This window comes from Ruegeria sp. AWH4_226, assembly GCF_056159225.1.
In genome coordinates, this window is the sequence record NZ_JBSWUU010000001.1 from 994,542 (window position 1) to 1,011,478 (window position 16,937).

At 54.4% G+C, this 16,937-nt stretch carries 17 protein-coding genes; 5 read left to right on the forward strand and 12 right to left on the reverse strand.

The window, feature by feature from the left end; all coding sequences use genetic code 11:
• Positions 1 to 53 precede the first annotated feature (53 nt).
• Positions 54 to 929 carry a translation elongation factor Ts gene (tsf, locus tag ACXAET_RS04810; RefSeq protein ID WP_475181911.1) on the forward strand — a complete coding sequence of 292 codons (876 nt, stop codon included), beginning with the start codon at positions 54 to 56 and terminating at the stop codon, positions 927 to 929.
• Positions 930 to 1,315: 386 nt separating this feature from the next.
• Here the strand turns inward: tsf and ACXAET_RS04815 are convergent, their stop codons facing one another.
• The 3 genes from ACXAET_RS04815 to ACXAET_RS04825 form a co-directional block, all read right to left on the reverse strand.
• Positions 1,316 to 2,071 (reverse strand): helix-turn-helix transcriptional regulator, encoded by a 756-nt coding sequence (locus ACXAET_RS04815; RefSeq protein WP_475181913.1) that lies wholly within the window; start codon positions 2,069 to 2,071, stop codon positions 1,316 to 1,318.
• Positions 2,068 to 2,517 carry a type II 3-dehydroquinate dehydratase gene (aroQ, locus tag ACXAET_RS04820; protein ID WP_475181916.1) on the reverse strand — a complete coding sequence of 150 codons (450 nt, stop codon included), beginning with the start codon at positions 2,515 to 2,517 and terminating at the stop codon, positions 2,068 to 2,070. Before aroQ ends, ACXAET_RS04815 begins: the two co-directional genes overlap by 4 nt.
• Before the next feature lie 92 nt (positions 2,518 to 2,609).
• Complete coding sequence (locus ACXAET_RS04825) at positions 2,610 to 3,623, reverse strand: NADPH:quinone oxidoreductase family protein (RefSeq protein WP_475181919.1); 1,014 nt, start codon at positions 3,621 to 3,623, stop codon at positions 2,610 to 2,612.
• A gap of 123 nt (positions 3,624 to 3,746) precedes the next feature.
• Between ACXAET_RS04825 and ACXAET_RS04830 the strand changes: the two genes are divergently transcribed.
• Both ACXAET_RS04830 and ACXAET_RS04835 read left to right on the forward strand, forming a co-directional pair.
• The gene (locus tag ACXAET_RS04830) at positions 3,747 to 4,565 is read left to right on the forward strand and encodes an SDR family NAD(P)-dependent oxidoreductase (protein WP_475181923.1); all 819 of its coding nucleotides are present in this window, start codon (positions 3,747 to 3,749) and stop codon (positions 4,563 to 4,565) included.
• 15 nt (positions 4,566 to 4,580) lie between these two features.
• Complete coding sequence (locus ACXAET_RS04835; RefSeq protein ID WP_475181927.1) at positions 4,581 to 5,603, forward strand: phosphotransferase family protein; 1,023 nt, start codon at positions 4,581 to 4,583, stop codon at positions 5,601 to 5,603.
• Here the strand turns inward: ACXAET_RS04835 and ACXAET_RS04840 are convergent.
• A complete protein-coding gene (locus ACXAET_RS04840) occupies positions 5,600 to 6,205 on the reverse strand; it encodes a DsbA family protein (protein ID WP_475181930.1) in 606 nt (201 codons plus the stop codon). The genes ACXAET_RS04835 and ACXAET_RS04840 overlap by 4 nt on opposite strands.
• A 172-nt stretch (positions 6,206 to 6,377) precedes the next feature.
• Here ACXAET_RS04840 and ACXAET_RS04845 point away from each other — a divergent pair, with 172 nt between their 5' ends.
• Together ACXAET_RS04845 and ACXAET_RS04850 are read left to right on the forward strand one after the other, a co-directional pair.
• On the forward strand, positions 6,378 to 7,598 hold the full coding sequence (locus ACXAET_RS04845; RefSeq protein WP_475181933.1) for a serine hydrolase domain-containing protein: 1,221 nt from the start codon (positions 6,378 to 6,380) through the stop codon (positions 7,596 to 7,598).
• A 51-nt stretch (positions 7,599 to 7,649) separates the two neighbouring features.
• A complete protein-coding gene (locus ACXAET_RS04850) occupies positions 7,650 to 8,519 on the forward strand; it encodes an acyl-CoA thioesterase (protein WP_475181935.1) in 870 nt (289 codons plus the stop codon).
• On the opposite strand, the gene ACXAET_RS04855 is transcribed toward ACXAET_RS04850, so the two are convergent.
• From ACXAET_RS04855 to ACXAET_RS04890, 8 genes are all read right to left on the reverse strand, one after another.
• The gene (locus ACXAET_RS04855; protein WP_475181938.1) at positions 8,516 to 9,283 is read right to left on the reverse strand and encodes an SDR family oxidoreductase; all 768 of its coding nucleotides are present in this window, start codon (positions 9,281 to 9,283) and stop codon (positions 8,516 to 8,518) included. The two genes, ACXAET_RS04850 and ACXAET_RS04855, sit on opposite strands and share 4 nt — an antisense overlap.
• 111 nt (positions 9,284 to 9,394) lie before the next feature.
• Positions 9,395 to 10,624 carry an acyl-CoA dehydrogenase gene (locus ACXAET_RS04860; protein WP_475181940.1) on the reverse strand — a complete coding sequence of 410 codons (1,230 nt, stop codon included), beginning with the start codon at positions 10,622 to 10,624 and terminating at the stop codon, positions 9,395 to 9,397.
• Positions 10,625 to 10,736: 112 nt separating this feature from the next.
• A complete protein-coding gene (gene phoB / locus ACXAET_RS04865; RefSeq protein ID WP_475181943.1) occupies positions 10,737 to 11,426 on the reverse strand; it encodes a phosphate regulon transcriptional regulator PhoB in 690 nt (229 codons plus the stop codon).
• A 12-nt stretch (positions 11,427 to 11,438) separates the two neighbouring features.
• Positions 11,439 to 12,140, reverse strand: coding sequence for a phosphate signaling complex protein PhoU (phoU, locus tag ACXAET_RS04870; protein WP_475181947.1), 702 nt, complete (start codon positions 12,138 to 12,140; stop codon positions 11,439 to 11,441).
• A gap of 16 nt (positions 12,141 to 12,156) precedes the next feature.
• The gene (gene pstB / locus ACXAET_RS04875; RefSeq protein WP_475181951.1) at positions 12,157 to 12,954 is read right to left on the reverse strand and encodes a phosphate ABC transporter ATP-binding protein PstB; all 798 of its coding nucleotides are present in this window, start codon (positions 12,952 to 12,954) and stop codon (positions 12,157 to 12,159) included.
• A gap of 14 nt (positions 12,955 to 12,968) precedes the next feature.
• Positions 12,969 to 14,300, reverse strand: a complete 1,332-nt coding sequence (gene pstA, locus ACXAET_RS04880; protein WP_475181953.1) for a phosphate ABC transporter permease PstA — start codon at positions 14,298 to 14,300, stop codon at positions 12,969 to 12,971.
• Complete coding sequence (pstC, locus tag ACXAET_RS04885) at positions 14,297 to 15,769, reverse strand: phosphate ABC transporter permease subunit PstC (protein ID WP_475181956.1); 1,473 nt, start codon at positions 15,767 to 15,769, stop codon at positions 14,297 to 14,299. The genes pstA and pstC overlap by 4 nt, the downstream gene beginning before the upstream one ends.
• Before the next feature lie 87 nt (positions 15,770 to 15,856).
• The gene (locus tag ACXAET_RS04890; protein ID WP_475181958.1) at positions 15,857 to 16,897 is read right to left on the reverse strand and encodes a substrate-binding domain-containing protein; all 1,041 of its coding nucleotides are present in this window, start codon (positions 16,895 to 16,897) and stop codon (positions 15,857 to 15,859) included.
• Positions 16,898 to 16,937: the final 40 nt, after the last annotated feature.

Sequence of the window (16,937 nt, forward strand, 5' to 3'; positions counted from 1 at the left end):
TGGGGCAGGGTATGACCTGCCCCAAATCCGTTTGAATTGAGGAGAGCCAAGAGATGGCAATCACAGCAGCAATGGTTAAAGAACTGCGCGACTCGACCGGCGCAGGCATGATGGACGCAAAAAAGGCGCTGACAGAAACCGGCGGCAACATGGACGAAGCCGTTGACTGGCTGCGCACCAAAGGCCTGGCCAAGGCAGCCAAGAAATCAGGCCGTACCGCAGCAGAAGGTCTGGTAGCCGTCCACGTTGACGGCGGCAACGGTGTTGCGGTCGAAGTGAATTCGGAAACCGACTTCGTTGCGAAGAACGCGGAATTCCAAGAAATGGTTGGCAAGATCGCATACGCAGCCGAGGGCGTCGACAATGTCGAGGCGCTGTTGGCGGCTGATCTGGGCGGTAAGAATGTGGCCGACACTCTGACGGACAAGATCGCCACCATTGGCGAGAACATGTCAGTGCGTCGCATGGCAAAACTGTCGGGCGACACTGTTGTGTCCTACGTCCACAACGCAGCCACCAACGGCATGGGCAAAATCGGCGTTCTGGTTGCCTTAAGCGGTGGCGACCAAGCAATCGGCAAGCAGGTTGCGATGCACATTGCAGCTGTGAACCCAGCGGCCCTGTCCGAAGCGGACATGGACCCGGCGGTTGTCGAGAAAGAAAAGCAAGTTCAGATGGACATCGCCCGCGAATCCGGCAAGCCGGAGCAGGTGATCGAGAAGATGATCGAAGGCCGCATGAAGAAATTCGTCGCCGAGTCGACTCTGCTGAACCAGCAATTCGTTGTGAATCCTGATCTGACTGTTGAAGCAGCAGCTAAGGAAGCGGGTGCCACCATCACAGGCTTTGTACGCCTGGAAGTTGGCGAAGGCATCGTCGTCGAAAAAGAAGACTTCGCAGCCGAGGTCGCAAAGGCTGCTCAGGGTTAAAAGAATGCGTCTGGGCGATTAAAGCCCAGGCGCACTCAAAAACCATCCGCGTAATGCGGAAGTACGGTTCGAAGTCATGTGCGGAGAGAAGAACGGGCGCGAAAGCGCCCTTTTTCGTTTCTAATAATTCAGGGTAAATGAGGAGCCCCGCAAGATGGGGATGGTCGGGGCTCCTCAAAATTCCGACACACAGACGCGTACAAATAGACGCCTGATTGTCAGAGCGGATGGAGAGCCTTGATATTGCAAAGATCCAACCCAAATGTTCCCTGGCTAAAGCCACCACTCACGGAACGATATCATTTTGCAACTAAGGGCAAAGATTCGGAAAGTCATGATTTCCTTACCTAAGGTAAATTGATGCATTTTCGCGTCAGTTTAGCGATCTACACTTCCATTATGAACATTTGGTTCTGTAACGAGGCTTTAAGTACAGCCTGAGCTGTCGTTTCCACAGAAAGTGCCTCGCGGGCTAGCCTCAGATGTTTCTCAACCGTTGCCGATGTGAGGCCCATCAGCAAAGCGATATCCTGAGTGGTTTTTCCGTCTCCGACCCATTGCAAGGCTTCCCGCTGACGCTTGGTTAAGGCCCGGTTCGGCGCGTGATAGGGCAGAGTGAGAATTTTGAGGTGTGCAACATTGTTCATCAACAAGATATCGTCGCCACAACTCTCCCACATCTCATCAACCTCTTTTTGCGAGGCTGCTTCTCCCGCGGACAGCGAGATCGCTCCCTTCGATCGCATTGACACTGACGTGAAACTGACCGTGTATCCGAATGACACACCCTGTTTTCGATTAAAATCGAGAACGTCCAGCTCTTCTTTGGACATTTTGCCGCTGGCAACCATCTTCTGAGCCATGCTCCAACTTGCGGCCCCTTCGTTGTTCAACGCCCACTTGAGCATCGGGGCGTGAAAGTACAGCCCGCCGCGCAAAAACCCGTCCAGATACGGCTTTTCATGGTTGGTCAGGACCAAAAAGTCTTCGGGGTCGCCCAATGATGTTTCCGTTCGAAATTGCGTATGGCCGTAAATCAACCGGTCAAAGCCAAACTTCGCCATCTGTCGACAGTGGGCATCCCAGAGCTCTTCCAGGGTCTTGGTGTAACTTAGAAAGTGCAGGTATTCACTCAACTTCATAGAGTTGACCTGTTTTTCAAATGATCGGAAAGAGCATCCAGGGCCAGCACGTATCCGTGCGCACCAAAGCCGCAGATCTGACCAATCGCGACCTTTGCGATGTAGGACGCATGCCGAAATTTCTCGCGCGCATGGATGTTTGACAAATGAACTTCAACCACCGGCAGCTCGACCGATGCGATCGCGTCCATCAAGGCGATTGACGTGTGCGTATACGCGCCGGCGTTCAGAATTAGCCCGTCCTGCTCACCCTTTGCTCTGTGAATGGCATCAATCAACGCCCCTTCATGGTTGGACTGAAAACAAGTCACATCTACTCCAAGCGAGGATCCATGAGTCCTACACAGGTCTTCCACCATCCCAAGCGTCGTACTGCCATAAACCTCTGGCTGCCTGGTTCCTAAAAGATTCAGATTCGGGCCGTTTAAAATCAGAACTTTTTGCATTACTTCACTGTCCCCATTACAGGTTCTTAGTCGCGGATAGGTGGAAATGTCCACCGCCAAGCACTCGCAATAAGCGAACACGACATTCTGTTTCAAACATGCTCCGCTTTGTCGGGCATAGTAACTACGATCTTCCCGAGTGCCGAGCGATTGGAAAGATAGGTCAAAGCGTCGGCCGCATGGTTCAGCGGAAATTCTGCGCTGATCCTTGGTTTTATACGAGCTTCGACATATAACCGAAACAAATCTTTTACGTTTTTGGAATGGCCCTTGGGATCACGCAACACAGACGCACCCCAAAAAACGCCGACAATCTGACAGCTTTTCAAAAGGGGCAGGTTTAGTGGAATTTTGGGGATGCCGGCCGGAAAACCAACCACCAGGTATCGTCCGGCCCAGCCCACACTGCGCAACGCGGGTTCAGCGTAATCACCGCCAACGGCGTCATAAACCACATCTACACCCGAAGGCCCGGACAAAGCTTTGATTTCAGACGAAAATGCCTTCTGTGCCGTTTTATCCATTTCATTTGCGTAGATAATCGTTTCATCCGCGCCCAGGCTTCGGCAAAAGGCAGCTTTTTCTTCCGAGGATACTGCCGCAATAACCCGTGCACCCATCGCTTTGCCCAACTCAACTGCTGCAGAGCCTACACCTCCTGCTGCTCCAAGCACCAACAGCGTTTCATCAGGCTGCAACGCAGCCCGGTCCTTCAACGCATGATAGGACGTACCGTAGGTAAAAATGAAACAAGCGGCATCTTCAAAAGGCATTGTTTCCGGAATCTTTACAGCAGTTGCCGCAGGGAGCGTAAGATGCGTGGCGAACCCACCATGTCCGGTAAGCGCCAGAACGCGATCTCCAATTATGAAACCAGTCACGCCCTCACCAATAGCCAGGACTTCTCCGGCGATTTCGCCACCCGGAGCAAAGGGGCGAGGTGGTTTGATTTGGTAGAGGTCTTGAATGACAAGTGTATCGGGGAAATTCACGCCTGCGGCCCGGACACCAACCAGAAGCTCGCCTTTGCCCGGTATAGGGTCGGGCAGCGTTTTCAGCTGCAGAGTTTCAGGCCCGCCCGGCAAGACGCTGAGTAAAGCTTGCATTTTCGTCCCGTTATCCTTGTTATTCGCTCGGAATGAACTTTGTCGCCACAGTCGGTATTGTCAAGAAATCAACGGTTTCCATCGCATACCGTCTGAAAGCGACCAAAAACAAAGGAGCAGACGATGACCCCCGAAACGCTTTTCTCATTGCAGGGCAAAACAGCGCTTGTCACCGGAGGAGCGACCGGTATTGGCCGAATGGCGGCCGAGGCGCTGGTGCGTGCAGGTGCGCGCGTTCTGATTGCGTCGCGCAAGGCCGAGGCCTGCGAGGCGGTTGCTTCTGAATTAAACGCTCTGGATGCGTCTGGTCGTGCCGAAGGATTTGGCGGCGATGTCGCTACGCAAGAAGGGATCGATGCATTAGTAACCGAGATAAACAAGCGCACAGAAACGCTTGATATACTGATGAATAATGCAGGCGTAACATGGGGAGCTCCGATGGGTCAATTCCCCTACGATGCGTGGGACAAAGTCATGTCTGTAAACGTCGCTGGTCTATTCGACCTTACCCAAAAACTTCTGCCCACACTGATGAAATCGGGCTCGGCCGATGATCCAGCGCGCGTAGTGAATGTTGGCTCTGTGATGGGAGAGGTGCCAATGGGGGATGGTGCCTATAGTTACGCAGCCTCAAAAGCTGCTGTTCTGCACCTGACTAAAATCATGGCGAAAGAGTTCGCGCCCCATCATATCACCGTAAACGCTCTGGCACCCGGACCATTCGTTTCAAAAATGACCGCCTTTGCCACCGCCGACGAAGAGACCCGAGAGCGGGTTGGAAGTACGGTGCCATTGGGGCGTGTTGGACGCGATGAGGATATTGCGGGCTGCATGTTATTCCTGTGCGGACGCGGGGGCAGCTATGTTACCGGGGCGGTTATTCCAGTGTCCGGTGGTATCAACGTGGAAACAGCCGGCAATATCTTCGCCGAAGCCATGTGATTGCGAAGGTGAAAGATGAACAGTACACAAATGGATCTGTCGGCCGTTGACACATATCTCAGTCGCCATCTGCCCGGGTATCAGGGGCCGATTGAAGCGACCAAATTCGCAATAGGGCAATCAAACCCCACTTTCCTTTTGACGACCCCAAAAAGCACATACGTTTTACGCCGCAAGCCGCCCGGAAAACTGCTTAAATCCGCTCATGCCGTCGACAGAGAGTTTCGCGTTCAGACCGCATTAGCGGACACTGCGGTACCCGTTCCGAAGGTGTACCTGCTGTGTGAAGACAAAACTGTCATAGGTTCGGATTTTTACGTGATGGAGCATCTGGACGGCCGGATTTTTCTGGAACCCACAATGCGCGGCGAAAGCAACGAAACGCGCGCTGCTGTTCTGGATGAAATGAACCGGGTTTTGGCCGATTTGCACGACGTGGATATTGATGCTGTTGGTCTGTCGGATTTCGGCCCACCCGGTAATTATTTTGAGCGTCAGATTGCGCGCTGGATCAAACAGTATCGCGCATCGGAAACGTCGCATATCGCCGAGATGGATGCCCTGATCACGGTACTTGAGAGCTCGGTACCGCGGGATGATGGTCAACGAACACTGGTTCACGGGGACTACCGGATCGACAACCTGATGTTTGAGAAACAGGGAAACCGCTGCATTGGCGTACTGGATTGGGAGCTTTCAACGATCGGACACCCTTACGCTGATTTGGCAGCGGTGATAATGCAGTGGCGCATGCCACCCGGCACCGAGGGACGCGGGCTTGCTGGAGTCGACCGGACCAGTCTGGGTTTACCTTCCGATCAGGCATTTATCGATCAATATTGTCAGCGCCGACAATTGCCGGGTATCAAGAATTTCGGCTTTTACCTTGCCTTCAATTTCTTCCGTATGGGCAGTATTTTGCAGGGTGTCTTTAAACGCGCTCAAGACGGTAATGCTTCTGATCCTGAACGCGCTAAAATCTTGGGGTCATATGTTCCGATGTTCGCAAAGCACGGGCTGGAAGCGTTAGAAGACTAGGCTGTTTTCGATAGCTCCAGTCCTAAGTCTGTCATGCTGTTTTTTCCAAAAAACATCTCGGTCCCCACAAACATACTGGGCACACCAAAAACGCCGCGCTTGATGGCGGCTTTTGTTTGATCCTTCAGGTGTTGTTTGATCTCAGTACTGAAAATTGCCTCACGTATCTTGCGCACTGGTAGCTCGTTTTCTTGCAAAATTTCGGACAGGACACCTATGTCGTCCACCTTCTGTCCGTGTACCCACATTGCATCAAATACCGCCTTTATATATCTGGTCTCCCAAGATTTTCCTGATGAAAAAACCGCACCTCGCATGGCCAGCTTTGTGTTGACCGGAAAGTGTGGACTCATGTGGAAACTCAGACCGCGCATCCGCGCAAACCGGTGAAGATCATGGCTCAGATACGCCGTTTTCTGGCGATTTTCGGAAAACGCCTGGAACGGGTTCTGGTTGTTGGTAACCTTGAAGACTATCGAAAGCAGAACCGGCGCGTAGGACACCTGAGCACCATGCCTTTCCGCCACATCGGGCAGTGTTTTATACGCGAGAAAGGCATTGGGGCTACAGAAATCATAAACGAAATCTATGTGTCGCGTCATGATGCTCCTCCGAAATGGCGACAATCTTTACTGTTCCAACTCGTGACAAGCGAATCCGCTACAGGCCAAGTGTAACAGGCTGCTGACCCTTCCCGTAGAAGTCTTGAAGAATCCGCTTTTAACTCGGAGCAACGGCGCGCAGTATCGCGTTGTAAAACGAGGGGCAACATAGATGACCGAATTCGAACCGTCGCGCCTGAACCGTATCACGGACTGGATGCAGCGTTATGTTGACGAGCGGAAATACGCAGGCAGCTCCTTGTTGATAAAACACAACGGAGAGGAGGTTTTTTCCAACGCCTGCGGAAAAAGAAGCATCGAAAATGATTTAGCGTTCCAGCGCGATACGCTCGTACGCATCTATTCGATGACAAAGCCGGTGACCACCGTTGCATTGATGATGCTGGCTGAGCGTGGCTTGTTTCACCTCGACGCGCAGCTATCTGAATTCTTACCAGTTTTCGCGGATATGAAGGCCCTGATTCCGGGTGCCGTACGGGCTGATCAAACCGAGGACGCACCAACACCAACACTGCATCAGTTACTGACGCACACGAGTGGGTTTAGCTATCCGTTTAACCCCGGAGTTGTGCCAGAACTGATGGATGCGCAGGATTTGCTCTTTAAACCTGACCAGGGGCTCTTAGCTGATCGCGTGTCGGACCTTGCTGCACTTCCTTTGGCCTTTCAGCCCGGTACGCGGTGGGAGTATTCGGTTGGCATTGACGTGCTGGGCCGCGTGATCGAGGTCGTCTCAGGCCAGCCCCTGGACAAGTTCCTTACGCAAGAGATCCTTGAACCGCTTGGGATGCATGAAACGGGTTTCACGCCCGCGTTGGGAGCAGGGGATCGGTTTGCGTCGCTCTATACCCCATTGGCCGGCGACGCGATGGCGTTGAATTCTGCCAAAACAGGGCATGACACGCTGCGATTGGTGGATGCGGCTGGCGAGTCTCCGTTTGAAAACACAACAACATTTTCAGGCGGCGGTGGATTGGTCAGCACGATCGACGACTATTCCCGTTTCGCCGAAATGCTAAGAAACGGCGGGCAGGGCGACGGACACCGATTGTTAAGTCCAAAAACAGTTTCGTACATGATGACCAATCACTTACCGGGTGATATTGCCTCTATGGGACCGCAGAGTTTTGCGGAACAACCCATGGAAGGGACAGGCTTTGGTTTAGGCGGTGCCGTTATCACTAACCCGGGCCGAACGCGTGTGCCCGGATCGTTGGGCGACTTCAGTTGGGGCGGCATGGCATCGACATTTTTTTGGATCGACCGGGTCAACGACCTGAGCACTGTTTTCTTCACGCAGTTGTCGCCCTCCAGCTCGTACCCATCGCGCGCAGAACTCAAGGCGTTGGTCCTTGGGGCGATGATTGAATGACACCTTGAGCGCTGATACCAAATCCATACACAGCACACCGGAGATAAAAACATGACCGAAGCGGAACGTGTTCTTCTGAACCTTTTGAACATCGAAAGGCTTGAGGTTGATCTGTTTCGCGGGACGGGCTCTGGCGGGGAAACACCGACGCGCATCTTTGGTGGGCAGGTCATCGCGCAGGCTTTGGCAGCAGCGTACCGCACGGTCGATGATCGGCTGTGTCATTCGCTGCATGCCTATTTTATCCGTGCTGGTGATCCGACCATTCCGGTTATATATCAGGTAGATAGAGCCCGAGACGGAGGTTCCATGACAACTCGGCGTGTGGTCGCCATTCAGCATGGACAGCAAATCCTGAACATGTCGGCATCGTTTCACGTAAAGGATGAAGGCTGGGATCATTATCACGCCATGCCGCAGACCAAAGCACCAGAAAACTATCCAGCGCGAGAAGAATTGCGGAAGAAATATGAAGATAAGGTTCCGGAAAAACTTCGTGCCGAGCTCATGCGCGAAAGGCCCATCGAAGTGCGTGAAGTGGATCATCTGAACCCATTCAACCCCGCAAAATCAGATGACCGAAACCAGATTTGGTTCCGAATGCCAGGCGCGGCCGGCGCCGACCCGGTAACGCAACACCTAATTTTGGCTTACGCGTCGGACATGTATCTGATGTCGTCAGGAATGCGTCCGCATGGGCTAAGTTGGTTTACCGGAGAGATCAATGGCGCCAGCCTAGACCACGCTTTGTGGTTTCACGCGCCGGTTCATTTCGAAAACTGGCATCTGTACTCGATGGATTCGCCATGGAGCGGGCAGGGACGCAATTTCAATCGTGGCTCCATCTATACCGATGACGGGACTTTGATCGCATCCGTAGCGCAGGAAGGCCTGATGCGCAAAGCGCGGAAGAAACCTTAGCTGTCTTCGATAAACTTCTGATTTAAATTTCGCATTCCTGCTAGCCAGCGGTCATAATCATTAGCTTTGAGTTGCATGTAGTCCAGAACTTGAGGATGCGGAAGTATCAAGAACTGTTCAGATCGGATGGCTTGAACACAGGTTTCGGCAACATCTTCGGGTTCTAGCATGCCGTCAATCGCTGCGACCGAGGTCTCATGGCCGCGAGTCATTTCAGACCGCACAGCTTGCGGACACAGAACTGAAACGCGCAATCCTTTGCGGCCATAAGTCAAGGAAAGCCATTCTGCAAACCCGACAGCGGCGTGCTTGGAAACACCGTAAGGGGCAGCCCCGGGTTGGTTCAGCACTCCGGCGGCTGACGCTGTAATCAGGAAGTATCCGCCGCCGCGTGCAATCATACGTGGCACCAAGTGCCGCGCTGCCCAGACATGGGACATAACATTGATCGTCCAGATCCGATCCCAGTCTTCGTTCGGAACCTCCAATCCGCCCAATGTCAGAACACCGGCATTCGCGCAGAATAAATCAATGGGCGCAATCGAATCCTCAACAGTTTCAATCAGCGCCTTGATTGCGTCTTCGCGCGACACGTCGCAGGTTATGGCGTGCCCATCAATATCTCGCGCCACGTGCTGAGCGCCAATTTCGTCGATATCCGCGCAGACAATCTTGGCACCGTCCTGAGAAAATCGTTGGGCCAGACCTTTGCCGATCCCGTGCGCAGCACCAGTGACAACCACAGTTTTTCCACGCAAGTCCATGCAGCACATCCAGACTTTAAATTAGGGCACGATCGTAAGTAATTGGCGTTACGCTGAAAACCGCTCTCAGCTATTTTCGCATTTTTAACATAATACCAATTACACGACTTATCAGTAAAAGGCCTGCAGCCCCGTCTGCGACCGCCCCAGGATCAGTGCATGCACGTCATGAGTACCTTCATAGGTGTTCACCGTCTCAAGGTTAACCATGTGACGAATGACCTGGAACTCAAGTGAGATGCCATTCCCGCCGTGCATGTCCCGCGACATGCGCGCGATATCCAAAGCCTTGCCACAGTTGTTTCTCTTGATGACCGAAATCATCTCCGGCGCAGCTTCGGCGTCATCCATCAGGCGACCCACACGCAAGCTTGCCTGCAAACCCAGAGCGATTTCTGTTTGCATGTCAGCCAATTTGCGTTGGAACAGCTGGGTCTGTGCCAGCGGCCGGTTAAACTGTTTACGGTCCAAGCCGTATTGGCGTGCGGCGTGCCAGCAATACTCCGCTGCGCCCATCACGCCCCAGCTGATGCCATAACGCGCACGGTTCAGGCAGCCAAACGGACCTTTGAGGCCCTGGACATGCGGCAACAGCGCGCTTTCGTCGACCTCGACGCCCTCTAGTACAAGCTCACCAGTAATAGATGCGCGCAGGCTCAACTTGTTTTGGATTTTCGGCGCACTCAGACCCTTGAGGCCTTTGTCCAGCACAAACCCGCGTATCTTTCCGTCATGTGCATCAGACTTGGCCCAGATGACGAACACATCCGCAATCGGAGCGTTCGAGATCCACATCTTGCTTCCTGTCAGACGATAACCACCGTCGATCTTTTCCGCACGGGTCTTCATCCCTGCCGGGTCTGACCCTGCATCCGCTTCGGTCAAACCAAAGCAGCCAATCCATTCGCCACTGGCCAGTTTTGGAAGATACTTCCGGCGCTGTTCCTCACTGCCGTAAGCATAGATCGGGTACATCACCAGCGAGCTTTGCACCGACATCATCGAGCGATAACCGGAATCTACACGCTCAACTTCACGCGCGACCAAACCGTATGAGACATACCCTGCCCCAAGGCCGCCGTATTGTTCAGGGATCGTGGTGCCCAGCAGGCCCATCTCACCCATTTCGCGAAAGATTTCGGGATCCGTTTCTTCGTTTTGAAACGCGTCGGTCACACGAGGTTGCAGTTTTTCCTGAGCATAGGCCTGCGCGCTGGCGGCGATCATACGCTCGTCTTCGTTCAACTGATCGCTCAGGCGAAACGGGTCATCCCATGCGAATTTACCCATGTCTGGCGCGTCTTTTGCACGTAGGGTTGGCTTGGTGTCGGGGGCGTTCATGGTGTTTCTCCGCATAGTCGGCTTGGGGGCAAACTAACCCGGCACGCAGTCAAATGACAGTAAGAGTTTCGCATCTAACCATGAGCGGAACTCATACCCCTGCCCCCTGGATTTATCCCAAGGCGTACCCGGCTCCGCGCACAGTTCTTACGGGGTCTTGCCCACCGTGTTGCGTCAATGCCTTGCGCAACCGCCCGATGTGAACGTCAACCGTACGCGTATCTACATAGATATCGCGACCCCAGACCCGATCAAGCAATTGTTCACGGCTCCAGACACGGCCCGGTTTCTCCATGAATGTGCTGAGCAGTCGGAATTCGGTCGGGCCGAGTTTCAACGGCTTGCTGTCGCGGCTGACCTTGTGCGTTTCCGAGTCCAGAACAATATCATCAAACTCCAACCGAAGACCAACGGTTGCGGGCCTGACCCGTCGCAATTGCGTGCGCACGCGCGCCATCAGCTCAACAACCGAATACGGCTTGATCACATAGTCGTCCGCGCCGGTCTCAAGGCCGCGCACCTTGTCAACTTCTTCCGTGCGGGCCGAAAGCATGATGATCGGGATCGACCGCGTATCTGGGCGCGACTTTAAGCGGCGGCAGACTTCTATCCCACTGAGGTTGGGCATCATCCAATCCAAAACGATAATGTCTGGATGTTCCTCATCGACCAGCAGCATTGCGTCGTCGCCGCTACCGGCCCTCGAAACCCGAAACCCTTCCGCTTCAAGGTTGTAAGCCAGAACTTCGCGTTGCGCGGGTTCATCCTCGACAACCAGAACGGTCGGTTGATCAGCGGACATCTGTCAAAACTCCTAGGCGGATTGCGAGGTTATGTCGGCTTTCGGTCGCGCCTCGGTCGGACGTTCACCGGTAACAAGATATACGACCTGCTCAGCGATCGCAGTGACATGGTCGCCCATGCGTTCGATGTTCTTGGCAATGAAATGAAGATGCATGCAGGATGATATGTTGCGCGGATCCTCGGCCATGAAGGTCAGGAATTCGCGGAACAGGCCATTGTACATCTGGTCCACTTCCTCATCGCGGGCGATCACATCCGTCGCCAATTCGGCATCACGCTGAATATACGCGTCCAACGCATCGCGTAGCATACGCTCAACCTCGCGCGCCATTCGCCGCAGGGCGGCGGCGCTGCCATTGATCTCACCAGCGTTGACCAAAACCGTTGTGCGTTTGGCGATGTTCTTGGAATAGTCGCCGATGCGTTCCAGGTTTGCGGATACTTTCAGCACCGACAGCACCAGCCTTAAATCGCTGGCCGTGGGTGCGCGAAGGGCGATCAGTCGCGCAGTCTCCTCGTTAATCAGGTCCTCCAAAGCATCAATTGCCTTGTCGCCCTGACGAACCTGCTGGGCCAGTTCTTCATCGCGCGTTTCAAGCGATCTGGCCGAGCTCATGATTGCGGCCTCGACCAACCCGCCCATTTTCATGATGTGGGCCTGAATGGCTTCGAGATCCCGGTCGAATACGGATGCGATATGTTGTTCGCTCATGCTTTGATACCTGTGCTCAGCCGATCCGGCCGGTGATGTAACTTTCGGTGCGGGGGTCTTCGGGGTTGGTGAAGATCTGGCCCGTCTCGCCAAATTCAACAAGGTTTCCGAGGTGGAAAAATGCGGTCTTCTGGCTGACCCGCGCGGCCTGCTGCATCGAATGCGTCACGATCACTACGGAATATCGCGATCGAAGTTCATCAATCAGTTCCTCGACCTGCGCGGTTGCGATCGGGTCCAGGGCCGAGCACGGCTCGTCCATTAGCAAAACCTCAGGCTCGGTCGCGACGGCGCGGGCGATGCACAGACGTTGTTGCTGTCCCCCGGACAAGCCAGTGCCGGGCGCATCAAGCCGGTCTTTCACCTCATCCCAGATTGCGCCGCGACGCAGGGATTTTTCAACGATTTCATCCAGCTCCGCCTTATTCCTGGCAAGCCCATGAATACGCGGACCATAAGCTACGTTGTCATAGATCGACTTGGGAAACGGGTTGGGCTTTTGGAAAACCATGCCTACCTTTGCGCGCAGCTGCACGGGATCGACGCGTTTGTCGTAAATGTCTTCGCCATCCAGTTTATAGGTCCCTTCAACACGCGCGACGTCGATTGTGTCATTCATCCGGTTCAGGCACCGCAGGAATGTCGATTTACCGCAGCCGGACGGACCAATGAAGGCAGTGACGGTCTTGTCTTCAATATCGACATTCACGTCTTTGATAGCATGGGTGTCACCGTAATAAACTTGGCAATCACGGCACTCCAGCTTGATTTCATTGGTGTCCACTTGTCTCTCCACTCGCGACATGTCGTTCATTTTACTGCCCTTCCTTACCAGCGCCGTTCAAAGCGGCGGCGCAGGATGATTGCGATAATATTCATCGTGAGAAGGAACATGAGAAGAATGATAATCCCACCCCACGCTTTTTCATAGAAGCCCACATCTGCGCGCGCGGCCCAGGTATAGATCTGGGCGGGCATGGCCGAGTTCGGTTCGGTGAAACCAGCCAGAAAACCGTCCGGGTATCCGCGGGCTACGAATCCAACCATACCGATCAGCAGTAGAGGCGCTGTCTCGCCCAGTGCCTGAGCAAGTCCGATGATCGTGCCCGTCAGAATTCCCGGCGCGGCCAAGGGCAACACGTGATGGAATACCGCCTGCATCTTTGACGCCCCTACCCCCAACGCGGCATCGCGGATCGATGGTGGAACCGCTTTCAAGGAAGCACGGGTCGAGATGATGATTGTTGGCAGGGTCATCAATGTCAGAACAAGCCCCCCGACCAACGGCGCCGACTGCGGCAAGTGCATGAACTGGATGAAAACCGCGAGACCCAGGATACCAAAAACAATGGAGGGCACGGCCGCCAGGTTAGAGATGTTCACCTCAATCAGGTCCGTAAACTTGTTCTGAGGCGCAAACTCCTCAAGATAGATCGAGGCGGCCACGCCAATCGGCAGCGACAACGCCAGAACCACCAGCATCATGAAGAACGAACCCACGACCGAGGCACCGATACCTGCCCCGCCGGGGTTATCCACGCCAGAATCCGCGCCGGTGATGAAGGGCCAGTTGAACACCTGTTTTATGATCCCCGCCTCTGTCAACGCGTCGACAAGATCAAGATCGCTGAGTTGCAGAAAACGGCTATCCTGAAGTGTGTCGCGCGACACGCGGCCCTTGAAATAACCGTCGACCCGGCTGGAAGCTGCCAATTCGAAGTTGATTGGCTCACCCACTTGGTCCGGATTTTCGCTGTAGAAGGTTCGGATTGTGCCACCGACTTTTCCCAAAAGACGCTCAATCGCGGCTTCGTCAAAGTCGACGCTGATCCCGCTTTCCGCCAGCTTGCCGTTCAACTCTGCAATGAAAAGATCAGAATAGGCCTTGGTCTTGAACAGCGTGCTTTCCGCCTCGGCCCGCTGCGGTTCTGTCAGGGTGAACTCAACGCTGACAACAGTTCGCGTGAATGCGGGTATTCCTTCTTTCAGGATCGACGCAAAAAGTACCACCAGAAAGAACAGGCCTGTTGCAATCGCAATTATACCGTAAAGACGAAAGCGCTTTTCGGCCTTGGCGCGCTTTAGCGTGCGCTCATCACTGGCGGTGAGGGAGGTTGCGCGGCGACCCGTTCCGGGGTTTTCCATGCTTGCGTCGGTCATTCGTACTGCTCCCGGTACTTGCGCACGATGTAAAGGGCAAAGACGTTAAGCCCCAGTGTGAGGATGAAAAGGGTCATTCCCAGTGCGAAGGCCACCAATGCCTCGGGCGATGCAAAATCAGCGTCACCCGTCAACTGGCTTACGATTTTGGCCGTTACGGTTGTCATGGCTTCGAACGGATTGAGGCTGAGCCGGGCGGCAGCCCCTGCCCCCAGAACCACAATCATGGTTTCACCGATAGCGCGCGACGCCGCCAGAAGGATCGCTCCAACGATCCCCGGCAAGGCAGCAGGCAGGACAACCTGTCGGATTGTCTCAGACTGGGTTGCACCCAATCCGTATGATCCGTCACGCATGGCCTGCGGCACCGCGTTGATGATGTCGTCTGAAAGCGATGAAACAAACGGGATCAGCATGATGCCCATAACAAGCCCGGCTGTCACAACAGCGGTTCCTGCTTTCATCCATCCCAGCCCCTCGTCACCGAAAACGCCCAGCAAGAGCGGCCCAACGGTCAGCAGCGCAAAGAGGCCGTAAACAATCGTCGGGATACCGGCCAGAACCTCCAGCAGAGGCTTTGCAAAGGCCCGCACACGCGGGGATGCGTATTCACTTAGATAAATGGCCGCAAAAAGACCGATCGGAACGGCCACCAGCAAGGCAACGAGCGATATGTAGAACGTGCCCCACAGCAATGGAATTATACCAAGCTCAGACGAACCACCGCGGCCGGAAAAGCTGGGCGACCAGGTGGTTCCGAAAAAGAAATCTGACGCCGGATAGAGCGTGAAGAATTCCCAGGTGTTGAAAACCAGGGAAAGAACAATCCCAACAGTGGTGAGGATGGCAATAGAGGCGGCCGCAAGAAGCAGAACCTGAACACCTTGCTCAACGACATTTCGGGCGCGGAAAACTGTGTTTGTTTGCCACAAACTGAAGGCCGCGCCAGCCACCGCGGCAAGCAGCACAGCAATCGTCATGGCAGTGCGGCCCGTCGAATTCAGAACGCGATAGCTCTGAGCCGCGCGCAGAACCGGTTGCGTGATATTCGACGTAACGACCTGGCCTGCATCTTTGAGGCGTTGTGTCATGTCAGTAAAATCGGCGCGCGCGTTCTGGGCGATATCCTCGGTTATAAGACCTTGATCAACCGCATTGTCCAATCCACGCGCCGCGCGGCGCACCTCTGCCAGAACCAGGCTGCGGGACGAACCTTCCTCAATCGCCGTTTCCGGGATCATGCCGGATATCTGGTTATTCACGTAGATCGGCTGCACGAGCAACCATAGGATCATGAGACCAAATGCAGGCACGATTGTCTTAAGGAAAACGTTAGCGCCGTAAAAGGAAGGCAGCGAATGGAGGCTTCGGCTATCGCCTCCGGCGCTTTGCAATGCGCGCGACCGCCCAACAAAATAGCCGCCCGCCGCGATCGCCAGAACGATCAGAAAGAGCCAAAGTATCGGCATGACACCCCCACTGGTCTCATTTGGTATTTAAAGGTGCGTAGGGGCGACATCGAAATTCGCCCCCAGCAAATTAGACCAGCGTCAGGCTTAGCTGCCCGAACCCATGGTGACTTCGTTGGCAATTGCTTCCTGAGTTTTTGCCAGCTCAGGGTCAGCAACCAGGCCGTAGTTGGCCAGCGGGCTCGACGGACCTGCGATCTCGTCAGCGACGAAGAACTGCGCGTATTCCTTCAAGCCAGGGATCACACCGATATGTGCTTTCTTGACGTAGAAGAACAGCGGGCGCGACACAGGGTATTCACCGGTCGAGATAGTTTCAGTCGACGGAGCGACACCGGACATGGTGGCCACTTTCAGCTTGTCGGTGTTGTTCTCATAAAACGCCAGACCAAACACGCCGATACCGTTCGGGTTGGTGTCGATACGCGCAAGGGTCTCGGTGTAGTCACCGTCAATATCGACCGATTTTCCGTCTGTGCGAACGTCCAGACACGCGTCTTCCGCGTCGTCTTCGCTCATACCGCCGGCAACCATGGCTTCCATTGCGCCAGTCGCTTCACAGCCGATCAGCAGAACTTTTTCCTCAAAGACTTCGCGAGTGCCGTGCTTGGTGCCGGGAATAAAGCTTGCGATTTCAACATCCGGCAGATCAGAGTTGAATTCAGCCCACGTGTTGTATGGGTTGTCGACGATTTCACCGTCTTTCAGAACCTTGGCGCCAAGGGCGTTGAAGATATCGGCAGGCTCAAACGCGTTGAAGGCCGGGCCCGACTGCTGGCTTGCAAAGACGATACCGTCATAGCCGATACGGACTTCCATGATGTCGGTCACGCCGTTTTCGGCACAGGCCTTAATCTCTTTCTCGCGAATAGCGCGAGATGCGTTTGCAATATCGATGGTGTTTTCGCCAACGCCTTCGCAGAAACGCTTCAGACCAGCTGAGGAACCACCCGACTCAACAACCGGTGTCGGGAAATCAGTGTTTTCACCAAACAGTTCTGCCACGATCGAAGCATAAGGCAGCACGGTCGACGAACCTGCGACTTGGACGTTGTCACGGGCTGCAGCGGTGGTTGCCGAAACAGCAGCGATAGCCAGCGCAGAAGCCGACAGTTTTACAAAGGACATTTCAGTCTCCCTGAAAAGAAAAGTTCTGATCACCCCATGA

What these genes read in the sequence shown, in the direction of transcription:
- ACXAET_RS04840 (WP_475181930.1), bottom strand. Translation starts at nt 6,205, where the DNA reads ATGACGCGACACATAGATTTCGTTTATGATTTCTGTAGCCCCAATGCC.
- tsf (WP_475181911.1), top strand. Translation starts at nt 54, where the DNA reads ATGGCAATCACAGCAGCAATGGTTAAAGAACTGCGCGACTCGACCGGC.
- pstA (WP_475181953.1), bottom strand. Translation starts at nt 14,300, where the DNA reads ATGACCGACGCAAGCATGGAAAACCCCGGAACGGGTCGCCGCGCAACC.
- ACXAET_RS04845 (WP_475181933.1), top strand. Translation starts at nt 6,378, where the DNA reads ATGACCGAATTCGAACCGTCGCGCCTGAACCGTATCACGGACTGGATG.
- ACXAET_RS04855 (WP_475181938.1), bottom strand. Translation starts at nt 9,283, where the DNA reads ATGGACTTGCGTGGAAAAACTGTGGTTGTCACTGGTGCTGCGCACGGG.
- ACXAET_RS04830 (WP_475181923.1), top strand. Translation starts at nt 3,747, where the DNA reads ATGACCCCCGAAACGCTTTTCTCATTGCAGGGCAAAACAGCGCTTGTC.
- aroQ (WP_475181916.1), bottom strand. Translation starts at nt 2,517, where the DNA reads ATGCAAAAAGTTCTGATTTTAAACGGCCCGAATCTGAATCTTTTAGGA.
- phoU (WP_475181947.1), bottom strand. Translation starts at nt 12,140, where the DNA reads ATGAGCGAACAACATATCGCATCCGTATTCGACCGGGATCTCGAAGCC.
- ACXAET_RS04835 (WP_475181927.1), top strand. Translation starts at nt 4,581, where the DNA reads ATGAACAGTACACAAATGGATCTGTCGGCCGTTGACACATATCTCAGT.
- pstC (WP_475181956.1), bottom strand. Translation starts at nt 15,769, where the DNA reads ATGCCGATACTTTGGCTCTTTCTGATCGTTCTGGCGATCGCGGCGGGC.
- ACXAET_RS04860 (WP_475181940.1), bottom strand. Translation starts at nt 10,624, where the DNA reads ATGAACGCCCCCGACACCAAGCCAACCCTACGTGCAAAAGACGCGCCA.
- ACXAET_RS04850 (WP_475181935.1), top strand. Translation starts at nt 7,650, where the DNA reads ATGACCGAAGCGGAACGTGTTCTTCTGAACCTTTTGAACATCGAAAGG.
- phoB (WP_475181943.1), bottom strand. Translation starts at nt 11,426, where the DNA reads ATGTCCGCTGATCAACCGACCGTTCTGGTTGTCGAGGATGAACCCGCG.
- ACXAET_RS04890 (WP_475181958.1), bottom strand. Translation starts at nt 16,897, where the DNA reads ATGTCCTTTGTAAAACTGTCGGCTTCTGCGCTGGCTATCGCTGCTGTT.
- ACXAET_RS04825 (WP_475181919.1), bottom strand. Translation starts at nt 3,623, where the DNA reads ATGCAAGCTTTACTCAGCGTCTTGCCGGGCGGGCCTGAAACTCTGCAG.
- pstB (WP_475181951.1), bottom strand. Translation starts at nt 12,954, where the DNA reads ATGAACGACATGTCGCGAGTGGAGAGACAAGTGGACACCAATGAAATC.
- ACXAET_RS04815 (WP_475181913.1), bottom strand. Translation starts at nt 2,071, where the DNA reads ATGAAGTTGAGTGAATACCTGCACTTTCTAAGTTACACCAAGACCCTG.